We start from the raw sequence: 13,216 nt of genomic DNA on the forward strand, positions 1-13,216 counted from the left end.
CGTGAGCTCCGAAAGGGGAGGTCACGCATCATGGCTAATTTAGGCGTTGTTTCCGAAGCGTTCGCTCGGGGTCATTCGCAGCTGACTGCACTTTGTGAACTGGCCGTGAATATGGGCTCGCGTAGCGAGTGAAAACTCTGCTTTGCGGCGTGATTCAGGCCTCATGTCACCTGCGCTCGTTACACCTGCAAACTCCACCGTTACGTAGCGAAAGCGCCGTAGGACGGCCTCGCGTCCTGGTGAATTGCATTGGTCAGGGCCGGTTTTTGACCGTTTGTCCGCTGTCCAGGCCGCTTTTGGCGGCGTTCGCGACTATAGCAGTAATGATTAAGTGCTTCAATTCCATAAAAAATTGATATCATCCGCGCCATGACGACTACTGCCCCCTCGACCCCAGGCGTACAACTGCTTGAGGTCTCGCCGGAATATGCCGGCCAACGTATTGATAACTTCCTTCTCGCTCGGCTCAAAGGCGTGCCCAAGACCTTGATTTACCGCATTTTGCGTAAAGGCGAAGTGCGAGTGAACAAAGGCCGGATCAAGCCCGAATACAAGCTGCAGGCGGGCGATATCGTGCGCGTGCCGCCGGTTCGCGTGCCTGAACGCGACGAGCCCGTGCCGCTGGCCCAGGGCCTGCTGCAGCGGCTCGAAGCCTCGATTGTCTATGAAGACAAAGCGCTGATCGTGATCAACAAGCCTTGCGGCATTGCGGTTCACGGCGGCAGCGGCCTGACTTACGGCGTGATCGAAGCCTTTCGTCAGTTGCGTCCGGATTGCAAGGAGCTCGAGCTGGTTCACCGCCTTGACCGTGACACCTCCGGCCTGCTGATGATCGCCAAGAAACGCAGCATGCTGCGTCACTTGCACACGGCCTTGCGCGGTGATGGCGTGGACAAGCGCTACATGGCGCTGGTTCGCGGCAACTGGGCGGCATCGATCAAGCAAGTCCGTGCATCGCTGGGCAAGAGTAATCTGCGTTCCGGCGAGCGGATGGTCGAGGTCGACGAGGAGGAGGGCAAGGAATCGGTGACCGTGTTCAAGGTCCTGCGTCGATTCGGCGACTTTGCCACCTTGATCGAGGCCAAGCCGATCACTGGCCGGACTCACCAGATTCGCGTTCACACTTTGCACGCCGGGCATTGCATTGCCGGCGACACCAAGTACGGCGATGACGATTTCAGCAAGGAAATCCGCGATCTGGGCGGCAAGCGCCTGTTCCTGCATGCGTACATGCTGACCGTGCCGCTGCTGGATGGCGGCGAACTGAAGTTGCAGGCGCCTGTCGACGAGATGTGGGCCAAGACTGTGGAGCGCCTGAGTGCACCCCTCTGATTACAAGCTGCTGATTTTCGATTGGGACGGCACGCTGGCTGATTCCATTGGTCGGATTGTCGAAGCAATGCACGTAGCGTCCGAGCGTTCCGGTTTTCAGTTGCGCGATGACTTTGCTGTCAAAGGCATCATCGGCCTGGGTTTGCCGGAAGCGATTCGCACGTTGTACCCCGAGATCAGCGATACCGAACTGGTGGCGTTTCGCGAGCATTATGCGGACCACTACATTGCCTCTGAAGCCGTGCCTTCGCCGTTGTTCGAAGGGGTTGTCGAGTCGATGGAGGCGTTCCGCGCCGAGGGTTATCATTTAGCCGTTGCTACCGGCAAGGCGCGTCGCGGACTGGATCGGGTGCTGAAGGCGCACGGCTGGGAAGATTATTTCGACATCACCCGTGCCGCCGACGAAACCGCCAGCAAACCCCATCCACTGATGCTTGAGCAGATCCTCGCCCATTGCGAAGTTCGCCCGGAGCAAGCGTTGATGGTTGGCGATTCGTCATTCGACCTGCAGATGGCGCGCAACGCCGGCATGGATTCGGTGGCGGTCAGCTACGGCGCGCAATCGATTGAAGCGCTGAAATTGTTCGAGCCGGCGCTGGCCATTGATCGTTTTTCAGAATTGCATGCCTGGCTGAGTCAGCGGGCTTAATACGTTTTTGCCGGGGTAGATGGTCATGACCGACGAATGGAAAGCGCCCGCCAAGCCGAGCGCAGAGAGCGGTGACGAAAAAAGCTGGAAGCTGCTGGAAAAGACCCTGCTCGCCAGCGTGCAGGAGCAGCGTCGGTCGCGTCGCTGGGGGATTTTCTTCAAATTGCTGACCTTTGTGTACCTGTTTGGCGCACTGGTGCTGTTTACGCCGTTGATGGATATGGAAAAAGCCGCCACTCGCAGCGCCAATTACACTGCGCTGATCGAAGTGACGGGCATGATCGCCGACAAGGAGCCCGCCAGTGCTGACAACATCGTCGGCAGCCTGCGTGCTGCCTTCGAAGATAAGAAGGTCAAGGGTGTCATCCTGCGCATCAACAGTCCGGGCGGCAGTCCGGTGCAGTCCGGCTACGTGTATGACGAGATTCGCCGGTTGCGCGGCCTGAACCCGGACACCAAGGTTTACGCGGTAATCTCCGATCTGGGGGCTTCCGGTGCTTATTACATCGCCAGTGCGGCGGATCAGATCTATGCCGACAAGGCGAGCCTGGTGGGTTCCATTGGCGTGACGGCGGCCGGTTACGGGTTTGTCGGCACCATGGAGAAGCTGGGTGTCGAGCGTCGGACCTATACGTCGGGCGAGCACAAGTCGTTCCTCGATCCGTTCCAGCCGCAGAAGCCTGAGGAAACCCGGTTCTGGCAGGGCGTACTCGATACGACGCACCAGCAGTTCATCAACAGCGTCAAGACGGGTCGTGGCGACCGACTCAAGGACAAAGAGCATCCGGAGTTGTTCTCCGGGTTGGTCTGGTCCGGTGAGCAGGCGCTGCCGCTGGGGTTGATCGATGGTCTGGGTAATGCCAGTTCGGTAGCGCGAGATGTGATTGGCGAGAAAGAGCTGGTGGACTTCACCGTTCAGGAATCGCCGTTCGATCGCTTCTCGAAGAAACTGGGTGCCAGCGTGGCTGAGCAGTTGGCGATGTGGATGGGCTTCCAGGGTCCGTCGCTGCGCTGATCTTCCGGCTACATAAAAAAACCGGCCCAAGTGGCCGGTTTTTTGTTGGCGCCCACATCCTGTAGGAGCCGGCTTGCCGGCGATGGCGTCCTCAAGATCGGTGAAAGACTCGGCAGCCGTCAGGGGATTTGCACCCCTTCAGCCAATAGCATGTCGATCAGGCGAATCAGCGGCAGGCCGATCAGGCTGGTGGCGTCAGGGCCTTCGGTGCGCTGAAACAGGCTCACCCCCAAACCTTCGGCCTTGAAGCTGCCAGCGCAATCGTAGGGCTGTTCGGCGCGCAGGTAGCGTTCGATGCGTGCGGTGTCGAGTGTGCGCATGTGTACGGTGAACGGCACGCAGTCGACCTGGCAGTGTCCTGTCTGGCTATTGAGCAGGGCCAGGCCGGTCAGAAAGGTTACGCTGGCGCCGCTTGAGGCCAGCAACTGCTCGCGAGCCTTTTCGAAGGTGTGGGGTTTGCCGATAATGCGCTCGCCGAGCACTGCAACCTGGTCAGAGCCGATAATCAGATGGGCGGGGTGGTTTCCGGCAAGAGCCCGGGCTTTTTCTTCGGCGAGGCGCTTTACCAGTTCGACGGCTGCTTCATTCGGCCGATGACTTTCGTCGATGTCCGGCGAGCTGCAGGTGAACGGCAGCTGCAAGCGGGCCAGCAATTCCCGGCGATACACTGAGCTTGAAGCGAGTAATAAAGGCAGCATGCGCATCTCCAGAAGACAGGCGCGAATTCTAGCGAGGCTTCCAGGTGACGGACAGGGCTGAATTTCCTTTGACATGGCTGGGTGCATCCCTATAATGCTGCGCCTATGTTGAATGACCCGATTCCACCTCACGTTGACCCGCGCAAATTGGCTGACCGTGGCACCACCCTTCAAGGTGAACTGCTGCTGGCCGATTTGGAGAGACTCTGCGACCCGCTTTCCGACAATGTCGGTACGGTGCAGGCTAAATTCGTTTTTGAACGAGATGAACGTAAGTCTGTGGTAATCCACAGCTTTATCGACACCGAAGTCAAAATGGTTTGCCAGCGTTGTCTTGAGCTGGTCACCCTGCCGATCCACAGCGAATGCAGTTATGCTGTGGTGAAGGAGGGTGCGAATACCCAGTCGTTGCCGAAAGGTTATGACGTGCTGGAACTGGGCGAAGATCCTTTGGATCTGCAGTCACTGATCGAGGAGGAGCTTCTGCTCGCCTTGCCCATTGTGCCTGCTCATCATCCGGAAGAATGCCAGCAGCCGGCGGGTCTCGATGAGCCCGAACCGAGCGAGGACGAGGTAACGCGGTCCAACCCGTTCAGTGTATTGGCGCAGTTAAAGCGTGACCCAAACGTTTAGGAGTTAATCAATTATGGCTGTTCAGCAGAACAAAAAATCCCGCTCCGCCCGTGACATGCGTCGTTCGCACGACGCTCTCGAGGCTAGCACCCTGTCTGTAGAAAAAACCACCGGTGAAGTTCACCTGCGTCACCACGTATCGCCAGAAGGCGTATACCGTGGCCGTAAAGTGATCGACAAGGGCGCTGACGAGTAATCACTTGTCCGCTCAAGTCATCGCGATTGACGCAATGGGCGGGGACTTCGGTCCCCGCAGCATTGTTCAGGCCAGCCTCGCTTGTCTGATTGCTACACCCTCGCTGCACCTGACCCTTGTCGGTCAACCCTCCCTTCTTGAAGAATTGATCGCTGGCCAATCGGCTGTGGATCGCTCGCGCCTGTCGATTACCCCGGCATCCGAAGTGATCACCATGGACGAAAAACCTGCCCAGGCCTTGCGTGGCAAGCCGGATTCGTCGATGCGCGTGGCGCTTGAGTTGTTGCGTGATGGCAAGGTTCAGGCCTGCGTCAGCGCCGGCAATACCGGCGCGCTGATGGCCTTGTCACGGTTCGTGCTCAAGACCTTGCCGGGCATTGATCGGCCGGCCATGGTCGCGGCGATTCCGACGCAGAAGGGTTACTGTCAGTTGCTCGACCTGGGCGCCAACGTCGATTGCAGCGCCGAGCATCTGCTGCAGTTTGCGGTGATGGGCTCGGTCGCGGCGCAAACCCTGGGCATCGTTCGTCCACGGGTCGCATTGCTGAACATCGGCACCGAAGACATCAAGGGCAATCAGCAGGTCAAGCTGGCGGCGACCTTGTTGCAGAGCGCTCGCGGCATCAACTACATCGGTTTTGTCGAAGGTGACGGTTTGTACCGTGGCGAGGCGGATGTGGTGGTGTGCGACGGTTTTGTCGGCAATATTTTGCTCAAGTCCAGTGAAGGTCTGGCGACCATGATTGCCGGGCGAATTGAAGCGCTTTTCAAAAAAAACCTCGCATCGAAAATGGTGGGCGCCCTGGCGCTGCCGCTGATGAAGCGTCTTCAGGCTGATCTGGCGCCTGCTCGGCATAACGGCGCAAGCTTCCTCGGGTTGCAGGGGATTGTGGTGAAAAGCCACGGTTCGGCAGGGGTTCAGGGCTTCCAGAGTGCGATTCAGCGGGCCTTGATCGAGATCCAGGAAAACCTGCCGGAACGCATTCACGGTCGTCTGGAGGATTTGTTGCTTTAGGCGTTTTCGTCGGACAATGCTTAAATGTGACCGCTCAGTTCAATTTGCCATCCAACTGTCAGTTTCTTGCGTCCCCCAAGCGGGACGTCAATTCTCCGACGACAAGATCATTAGGGGCTTGTTACATGTCTGCTTCCCTCGCATTCGTCTTTCCAGGACAGGGTTCGCAGTCCCTCGGCATGCTGGCCGAGTTGGGCGCGCAACATCCGGTGGTCCTCGAAACATTCAAAGAAGCATCCGACGCGCTCGGTTACGACCTGTGGGCACTGACCCAGCAAGGGCCGGAAGAGCAACTCAATCAAACCGATAAAACCCAGCCGGCCATTCTGACCGCCTCGATCGCCTTGTGGCGTCTGTGGCTGGCGGAAGGTGGTGCGCGTCCGGCTTACGTTGCCGGTCACAGCCTGGGCGAGTACAGCGCCCTGGTCGCTGCGGGCAGCCTGAGTCTGGGCGACGCGGTGAAACTGGTGGAGCGTCGCGGTCAGTTGATGCAAGAAGCCGTTCCGGCCGGGCAGGGCGGTATGGCTGCCATTCTCGGTCTGGACGATGCTGACGTACTGGCAGCCTGTGCCGAAGCGGCGCAAGGCGAAGTGGTCAGCGCAGTCAATTTCAACTCTCCGGGTCAAGTCGTGATCGCCGGTGCCAAGGCTGCGGTCGAGCGCGCCATCGAAGGCTGCAAGGCTCGTGGTGCCAAACGCGCCATGCCGTTGCCGGTCAGCGTACCGTCCCATTGCGAGCTGATGCGTCCAGCCGCCGAGCGTTTCGCCGAGTCGATCGCTGCGATCAACTGGCAGGCGCCACAGATTCCTGTGGTACAAAACGTCAGCGCGAACGTGCCGGCCGATCTCGAAACCCTCAAGCGCGATCTGCTTGAGCAGCTCTACAAGCCTGTGCGCTGGGTTGAATCGGTCCAGGCGCTGGCCGCCAAGGGCGCGACCCAGTTGGTCGAATGCGGCCCCGGCAAAGTGCTGGCAGGCTTGAACAAACGCTGCGCCGAAGGCGTGTCGACATCCAACCTCAATACCCCAGACGCCTTCGCTGCCGCCCGTGCAGCGTTGGCCTGAATCAGGAGAAGCTTGCATGAGTCTGCAAGGTAAAGTTGCACTGGTCACCGGTGCGAGCCGCGGTATCGGCCAGGCCATCGCCCTGGAACTGGGTCGTCAGGGCGCCATTGTTGTGGGCACCGCGACATCCGCCTCGGGTGCCGAGCGCATCGCCGCTACCCTGAAAGAAAACGGTATTCAAGGCACTGGCCTGGAACTGAATGTCACCAGCGACGAATCCGTTGCCGCTGTGCTGGCGAGCATCCAGGAGCAGTTCGGTGCGCCGGCGATCCTGGTCAACAATGCCGGCATCACCCGCGATAACCTGGTGATGCGCATGAAAGACGACGAGTGGCATGACGTCGTCGATACCAATCTGAACAGTCTGTTCCGCCTGTCCAAGGGCGTTCTGCGCGGTATGACCAAAGCCCGTTGGGGACGAATTATCAGTATTGGCTCGGTTGTGGGTGCCATGGGCAACGCAGGCCAAGTAAACTACGCTGCCGCCAAGGCAGGTCTGGAAGGTTTCAGCCGTGCTCTGGCGCGTGAAGTCGGTTCGCGTTCGATTACGGTAAACTCGGTGGCCCCTGGGTTCATCGACACCGATATGACCCGCGAACTGCCCGAGGCACAGCGTGAAGTCTTGCAGGCGCAAATTCCGCTGGGTCGTCTGGGGCAAGCTCAAGAGATCGCGTCTGTGGTCGCTTTTCTTGCATCCGACGGTGCGGCTTACGTTACTGGGGCTACAATCCCGGTGAACGGCGGGATGTACATGAGTTAAATGTGACGGGTTGCTTCAAAAAAATGTCATACGAGCTGTCTAAAATCCGTTATAAAGCTGCAATCTATTTATAGGCAGAGGGTCACGGGGTTTGAGGAGTGAAGCTTTCAGTTGAAAAACTGAAAAGTCTTTCTATACACTTACCCACTGGCCAGCTGCCTGAATTTGTCCATTAGGAGTGAAAACAAGGTATGAGCACCATCGAAGAGCGCGTCAAGAAAATCGTTGCTGAGCAACTGGGCGTTAAAGAAGAAGAAGTGGTCAACACTGCTTCCTTCGTTGAAGACCTGGGTGCCGACTCCCTTGACACCGTTGAGCTGGTGATGGCTCTGGAAGAGGAATTCGAGACCGAAATCCCTGACGAAGAAGCTGAGAAGATCACTACTGTACAAGCTGCAATCGACTACGTTACTAGCCACCAGGCGTAATAGTTTGTAATCGTTGCTTGCTGTCATGGAAAAACCGCACTGCCATCATGGCGTGCGGTTTTTTCTTTAGGCCTGATGCAAAGTCGTCATTTGAAAAAGGAGAGTGCTGTGTCGCGTAGACGCGTCGTAGTCACCGGTATGGGTATGTTGTCGCCACTGGGCACGGATGTGCCGAGCAGTTGGCAGGGCATTCTGGCTGGCCGTAGTGGCATTGGTCTGATCGAACACACCGACCTTTCTGCCTATTCCACCCGTTTTGGCGGCTCGGTAAAGGGCTTCAATGTCGAGGAATATCTGTCGGTCAAGGAAGCTCGCAAGCTCGACCTGTTCATTCAGTACGGTCTGGCCGCAGGTTTTCAGGCGGTGCGTAACGCCGGTCTTGAAGTCACCGACGCCAACCGTGAGCGCATCGGCGTGGCCATGGGTTCGGGTATTGGCGGTCTGACCAATATCGAAGAAACCAGCCGCACGCTGCATGATTCCGGCCCACGACGGATCTCTCCGTTTTTCGTGCCTGGCTCGATCATCAATATGATTTCCGGTTTCCTGTCGATCCACCTGGGTGCACAGGGACCTAACTACGCCATCGCCACCGCGTGCACCACCGGTACGCACTGCATCGGCATGGCAGCCCGCAACATCATGTACGACGAAGCCGACGTGATGATTGCCGGCGGCGCCGAGATGGCCGCTTGCGGTCTGGGCATGGGCGGCTTCGGTGCCTCCCGCGCGCTGTCGACCCGCAACGACGAGCCGACCCGCGCCAGCCGTCCATGGGACAAGGGCCGTGACGGCTTCGTCCTGTCCGACGGTGCCGGTGCGCTGGTGCTTGAAGAGCTGGAACACGCCAAGGCTCGCGGCGCAACCATCTACGCCGAGCTGATCGGCTTTGGCACCAGTGGCGATGCCTACCACATGACGTCGCCGCCGGCTGACGGTGCGGGTGCTGCTCGTTGCATTTCCAACGCCCTGCGCGATGCGAAGATCAATAGCGATCAAGTCCAGTACATCAACGCCCACGGTACGTCGACTTCGGCCGGCGACCTTGCCGAAGCTTGCGCGATCAAGTCGGTGTTCGGCGATCACGCCTACAAGCTGGCGGTCAGCTCGACCAAGTCCATGACCGGTCACCTGTTGGGTGCGGCGGGCGCAGTCGAGGCGATCTTCAGTGTGCTGGCGATCAATAGCCAGGTGGCACCGCCGACCATCAACCTCGACGAGCCGGACGAAGGCTGCGACCTGGACTTCGTGCCGCACACCGCGCGCAACATGGACATCGATGTGGTCCTGTCCAACTCCTTCGGGTTTGGCGGTACCAACGGCTCGCTGGTGTTCCGCCGGTTCGCTGACTGATGGACAGCTGGGTCGACGGTCAGCCGGCTGACGCTCTGTCGCTGAAGGATCGCGGCCTGGCTTACGGTGATGGTCTGTTCGAGACCATTGCCGTGCGGAACGGGCAGCCGCTGTTGCTGGACCGGCATCTGTCGCGCCTGGCGCAAGGCTGTTCACGCCTGGCGATCACGGCCGATCACGCGCTGATCCGCAGCGAGCTGCTGGCCTACGCCGCAGCACTGGGCGAGGGCGTGCTCAAACTCATCCTCACCCGCGGCGACAGCCTGCGCGGTTACGCGCCCGACCCTGCGGCCCAGGCCCGACGCATTCTTCAGGGCAACCCACCTGCCGCTTACCCTGTCATACATGCGGAGCAGGGCGTTCGCCTGTTTCCTTGCGCCACACGACTGTCCAGACAACCCTTGCTCGCCGGGCTCAAACACCTGAACCGTCTTGAGCAAGTCATCGCCCGTTCCGAATGGCAAGACACCGAGCATGCCGAAGGCTTGATGCTCGATCAGGCCGGGCGGGTGATCGAAGGTGTGTTCAGCAATCTGTTCCTGGTCCGCGATGGTGTGTTGATCACTGCCGATCTCAAGCGCTGCGGTGTGGCCGGCGTGATGCGCGCCGAATTATTGTTTCAAGCCGAGTCGCTGGGGATTCCCACGCAAATCACCGACATTACCCTCGAACAGCTGCAATGGGCTGATGAGGTCTTTATCTGCAACAGCGTGTATGGCGTTTGGCCGGTGCGCGCCTATGCAGCTCTGAGCTGGCCGGTTGGGCCGCTCACCCGTAAACTCCAAACCATTGCCCGCGCGCTACTGGATGCTTGATACGTGAGACGTAAATTCTTGCTGCTGCTGGAAACCGGACTGGTTCTGGCAGGGCTGTGTCTGGGCGCTTCGGCCTGGAAGATTCATTCGGCGCTGGAACAGCCGCTGAACATTACCCAGGAACAACTCCTGGAAGTGCCCAAAGGCACGACACCCACCCGCACTTTCTATCGACTCGAAGCCGATGGCGTCATCAAGGACGCTTTCTGGTTGCGTGTGTACTGGCGCTTCAACCTGGCCGGGCAACCGTTGCACAAAGGTGAGTACCGCATGCAGCCCGGCATGACGGTAGAAAACCTGATCGACCTGTGGAAACGCGGGGAAATGGTGCAGTACAGCCTGACGCTGGTTGAAGGCTGGAATTTCCATCAGGTGCGTGCCGCGCTGGCCAAGGATGAAAAACTTGAGCAGACGCTGAACGGCTTGAGTGATAGCGAAGTGATGGACAAGCTCGGTCACGCCGGGATCTTTCCGGAAGGGCGATTCTTCCCGGACACCTACCGTTTCGTGCGAGGCATGACCGATGTCGAGCTGCTGAAAAAAGCCTACGACCGCCTCGACGAAGTCCTTGCCAAGGAGTGGGGGCAGCGCGCGGCTGACGTGCCATACACCGAACCCTATCAGGCGCTGATCATGGCCTCGCTGGTGGAAAAGGAAACCGGCGTACCGCAAGAGCGTGGCCAGATCGCTGGCGTGTTCGTGCGGCGCATGGAAATGGGTATGCTGTTGCAGACCGATCCGACCGTGATTTACGGCCTCGGTGATCGCTACAACGGCAAGTTGACCCGCGCCCATCTCAAGGAAGCGACCCCTTACAACACCTACGTGATTAGCGGCCTGCCGCCGACGCCGATCGCGATGGTCGGTCGCGAAGCGATCCATGCGGCACTCAACCCGGTGGCCGGCAACAGTCTGTATTTTGTCGCGCGCGGCGATGGCAGCCACGTGTTCTCCGATGATCTGGATGCTCACAACAGCGCGGTGCGTGAATTTCAGCTCAAGCGTCGCGCCGATTACCGCTCCAGCCCGGCGCCGGTCACCGCGCCAGAGGCGACGAATGAGCAGGCTCCGATCCCGGCGGCTTCGCCTGACCCGGCCCCGGAGGCGTTGGCACCAGTGACGCCGCCAGAGCCGGCTCAAGAAACGATTCAAGAACCTGCTAAAGAGCCCGCTGCTGCACCCGCGCCCGAATCGGATGCAACCGCGCCGCAAAGCCCGCAATGATTCTGACTAAGGACTGCCTGTGACTGGCTTGTTTATTACCCTGGAAGGCCCCGAAGGCGCCGGCAAGAGTACCAATCGCGAATACCTCGCCGAGCGCCTGCGCGCCGCCGGTATCGAAGTGGTGCTGACCCGCGAGCCGGGCGGCACGCCTTTGGCCGAGAAGATCCGCGAGGTGCTGTTGGCGCCAGTCGAGGAGGCCATGGACCCCGACACCGAGCTGTTGCTGGTGTTTGCCGCGCGCGCCCAGCATCTGGCCGGCGTGATCCGCCCGGCGCTGGCCCGTGGCGCGGTGGTGTTGTGCGATCGCTTTACTGACTCGACCTACGCCTATCAGGGTGGCGGTCGCGGTTTGTCGCTGGAACGCATCGCTACGCTGGAAAGCTTCGTTCAGGGCGAGTTGCGCCCGGACCTGACGCTGATTTTCGATCTGCCCGTGGAAGTGGGTCTCGCCCGCGCCAGCGCTCGCGGTCGTCTGGATCGCTTTGAGCTCGAAGGCCGGACGTTTTTCGATGCGGTGCGCAGTGCGTTCCTCAAACGCGCTAAAGCCGACCCGGCGCGATATGTGCTGGTCGACGCCGCCCAGCCGCTGGCGCAGGTTCAACAGTCGCTGGACGCCTTGTTGCCGCGTCTGCTGGAGCTGACCCGTGGCTGAAGCCTATCCGTGGCAGGACAACCTCTGGCAGCAGTTGGCAGGTCGCAAACAACATGCGCACGCCTATCTGCTGCACGGCCCGGCCGGGATCGGCAAGCGAGCGCTGGCCGAGCGCCTGATGGCCAGCCTGCTGTGCCAGCGCCCGACCGCACAGGACGCTTGCGGTGAATGCAAATCCTGCCTGCTGCTCAAAGCTGGCAGCCACCCGGACAACTACATCCTCGAGCCGGAAGAAGCCGACAAGGCGATCAAGGTCGATCAGGTCCGCGAGCTGGTCAGCTTCGTGGTCCAGACTGCGCAGATGGGCGGGCGCAAAGTGGTGTTGATCGAGCCGGTCGAGTCGATGAACATCAACGCCGCCAACGCCTTGCTCAAAAGCCTTGAAGAGCCGTCCGGCGATACGGTGCTGTTACTGGTCAGTCACCAGACCAGTCGACTGTTGCCCACCATCAAAAGCCGCTGCGTGCAGCAAGCCTGTCCACTGCCAAGCGAGGCCATGAGCCTTGCGTGGCTGGCCAAGGTGTTACCGGACAGCTCGGAAGAAGAGCGCGTCGAACTGCTGACCCTCGCCGCCGGCTCACCGCTGGCGGCGGTGAATTTGCAGGCCCAGGGCGTGCGCGAGCAGCGGGCGCTGGTGGTCGACGGTGTGAAGAAGTTGCTCAAGCAGCAGCAATCGCCGACGCAACTGGCCGAAGGCTGGAACGCGATTCCGCTGTTGTTGCTGTTTGACTGGTTCTGCGACTGGTCGAGCCTGATTCTGCGGTATCAGCTGACTCAGGATGAAGACGGGCTGGGATTGGCCGATATGCGCAAGGTGATTCAATATCTGGCGCAGAAAAGCGCTCAGGACAAAGTCCTGAACATTCAGGACTGGATCCTCGCCCAGCGCCAGAAAGTCATGAGCAAGGCCAACCTCAATCGGGTGCTGTTGCTTGAAGCGCTGCTGGTGCAATGGGCGTCATTGCCTACCCAGAAGTGACCGACTGGGCCTATCCTCTGAACATCAGCAGTGGAGGTCAGCATGAATGAAGCCGTCAATCCGGGGCCGCGCAACGGCATTTTGTCCCTGACCATCAAGGACAACTCCGTGCTCTACGCGGCCTACATGCCCTTCATCAAGAACGGTGGCCTGTTTATCCCGACCAACAAGAGCTACAAGTTGGGCGATGAGGTATTCATGCTGCTGAACCTGATGGACGAGCCGGAGAAAATTCCGGTCGCCGGCAAGGTTGCCTGGATCACCCCCAAAGGCGCGCAAGGCAACCGGGCCGCTGGCGTCGGCGTGCAGTTCAACGACGGTGATGACACCGCGCGCAGTCGAATCGAAACCCACCTGGCCGGAGCCCTGAAGTCCGACCGTCCCACTCATACGATGTAAGTTG

General features: G+C 59.7%; 16 protein-coding genes. 15 read left to right on the forward strand and 1 reads right to left on the reverse strand.

What is annotated here, in order from left to right; genetic code table 11:
* Positions 1-369 precede the first annotated feature (369 nt).
* The 3 genes from rluC to sppA are packed head-to-tail and all read left to right on the forward strand — an operon-like array spanning position 370 to position 2,996.
* Complete coding sequence (gene rluC, locus J4E42_RS23385) at positions 370-1,332, forward strand: 23S rRNA pseudouridine(955/2504/2580) synthase RluC (RefSeq protein WP_207286282.1); 963 nt, start codon at positions 370-372, stop codon at positions 1,330-1,332.
* Positions 1,319-1,981 (forward strand): HAD-IA family hydrolase, encoded by a 663-nt coding sequence (locus J4E42_RS23390; protein WP_008040896.1) that lies wholly within the window; start codon positions 1,319-1,321, stop codon positions 1,979-1,981. The genes rluC and J4E42_RS23390 overlap by 14 nt, the downstream gene beginning before the upstream one ends.
* A gap of 25 nt (positions 1,982-2,006) precedes the next feature.
* Entirely contained in the window at positions 2,007-2,996 is a 990-nt protein-coding gene (gene sppA / locus J4E42_RS23395) for a signal peptide peptidase SppA (RefSeq protein ID WP_008031583.1), read from the forward strand.
* Between the two features lie 119 nt (positions 2,997-3,115).
* On the opposite strand, the gene J4E42_RS23400 is transcribed toward sppA, so the two are convergent.
* Complete coding sequence (locus J4E42_RS23400) at positions 3,116-3,694, reverse strand: nucleoside triphosphate pyrophosphatase (protein ID WP_207286283.1); 579 nt, start codon at positions 3,692-3,694, stop codon at positions 3,116-3,118.
* Between the two features lie 105 nt (positions 3,695-3,799).
* Between J4E42_RS23400 and J4E42_RS23405 the strand changes: the two genes are divergently transcribed.
* The 12 genes from J4E42_RS23405 to J4E42_RS23460 all read left to right on the forward strand — a co-directional run bounded on the left by J4E42_RS23405 (position 3,800) and on the right by J4E42_RS23460 (position 13,212).
* Positions 3,800-4,327, forward strand: coding sequence for a YceD family protein (locus J4E42_RS23405; protein WP_008031588.1), 528 nt, complete (start codon positions 3,800-3,802; stop codon positions 4,325-4,327).
* A gap of 13 nt (positions 4,328-4,340) precedes the next feature.
* The gene (gene rpmF / locus J4E42_RS23410) at positions 4,341-4,523 is read left to right on the forward strand and encodes a 50S ribosomal protein L32 (protein ID WP_003179396.1); all 183 of its coding nucleotides are present in this window, start codon (positions 4,341-4,343) and stop codon (positions 4,521-4,523) included.
* 4 nt (positions 4,524-4,527) lie between these two features.
* Positions 4,528-5,538 carry a phosphate acyltransferase PlsX gene (gene plsX / locus J4E42_RS23415; protein WP_081500214.1) on the forward strand — a complete coding sequence of 337 codons (1,011 nt, stop codon included), beginning with the start codon at positions 4,528-4,530 and terminating at the stop codon, positions 5,536-5,538.
* A gap of 125 nt (positions 5,539-5,663) precedes the next feature.
* The gene (gene fabD / locus J4E42_RS23420; RefSeq protein WP_192227907.1) at positions 5,664-6,602 is read left to right on the forward strand and encodes an ACP S-malonyltransferase; all 939 of its coding nucleotides are present in this window, start codon (positions 5,664-5,666) and stop codon (positions 6,600-6,602) included.
* A gap of 16 nt (positions 6,603-6,618) precedes the next feature.
* On the forward strand, positions 6,619-7,362 hold the full coding sequence (fabG, locus tag J4E42_RS23425) for a 3-oxoacyl-ACP reductase FabG (protein WP_008040890.1): 744 nt from the start codon (positions 6,619-6,621) through the stop codon (positions 7,360-7,362).
* Positions 7,363-7,553: 191 nt separating this feature from the next.
* On the forward strand, positions 7,554-7,790 hold the full coding sequence (acpP, locus tag J4E42_RS23430) for an acyl carrier protein (protein ID WP_003175607.1): 237 nt from the start codon (positions 7,554-7,556) through the stop codon (positions 7,788-7,790).
* Between the two features lie 108 nt (positions 7,791-7,898).
* A complete protein-coding gene (gene fabF, locus J4E42_RS23435; RefSeq protein ID WP_008031595.1) occupies positions 7,899-9,143 on the forward strand; it encodes a beta-ketoacyl-ACP synthase II in 1,245 nt (414 codons plus the stop codon).
* Positions 9,143-9,958: an aminodeoxychorismate lyase gene (gene pabC, locus J4E42_RS23440; RefSeq protein WP_207286284.1), complete on the forward strand. Its 816-nt coding sequence runs from the start codon at positions 9,143-9,145 to the stop codon at positions 9,956-9,958. Before fabF ends, pabC begins: the two co-directional genes overlap by 1 nt.
* Before the next feature lie 3 nt (positions 9,959-9,961).
* Positions 9,962-11,182 (forward strand): endolytic transglycosylase MltG, encoded by a 1,221-nt coding sequence (gene mltG, locus J4E42_RS23445; protein ID WP_207286285.1) that lies wholly within the window; start codon positions 9,962-9,964, stop codon positions 11,180-11,182.
* Positions 11,183-11,201: 19 nt separating this feature from the next.
* Positions 11,202-11,834, forward strand: coding sequence for a dTMP kinase (tmk, locus tag J4E42_RS23450; RefSeq protein ID WP_008040886.1), 633 nt, complete (start codon positions 11,202-11,204; stop codon positions 11,832-11,834).
* Complete coding sequence (locus J4E42_RS23455) at positions 11,827-12,813, forward strand: DNA polymerase III subunit delta' (RefSeq protein WP_207286286.1); 987 nt, start codon at positions 11,827-11,829, stop codon at positions 12,811-12,813. The genes tmk and J4E42_RS23455 overlap by 8 nt, the downstream gene beginning before the upstream one ends.
* A 42-nt stretch (positions 12,814-12,855) precedes the next feature.
* Positions 12,856-13,212: a PilZ domain-containing protein gene (locus J4E42_RS23460; protein WP_008031608.1), complete on the forward strand. Its 357-nt coding sequence runs from the start codon at positions 12,856-12,858 to the stop codon at positions 13,210-13,212.
* Positions 13,213-13,216 lie beyond the last annotated feature (4 nt).

Origin of the sequence: Pseudomonas sp. FW300-N2A2 (assembly GCF_017351735.1) — a bacterium.
GTDB classification, from domain to species: domain Bacteria; phylum Pseudomonadota; class Gammaproteobacteria; order Pseudomonadales; family Pseudomonadaceae; genus Aquipseudomonas; species Aquipseudomonas migulae.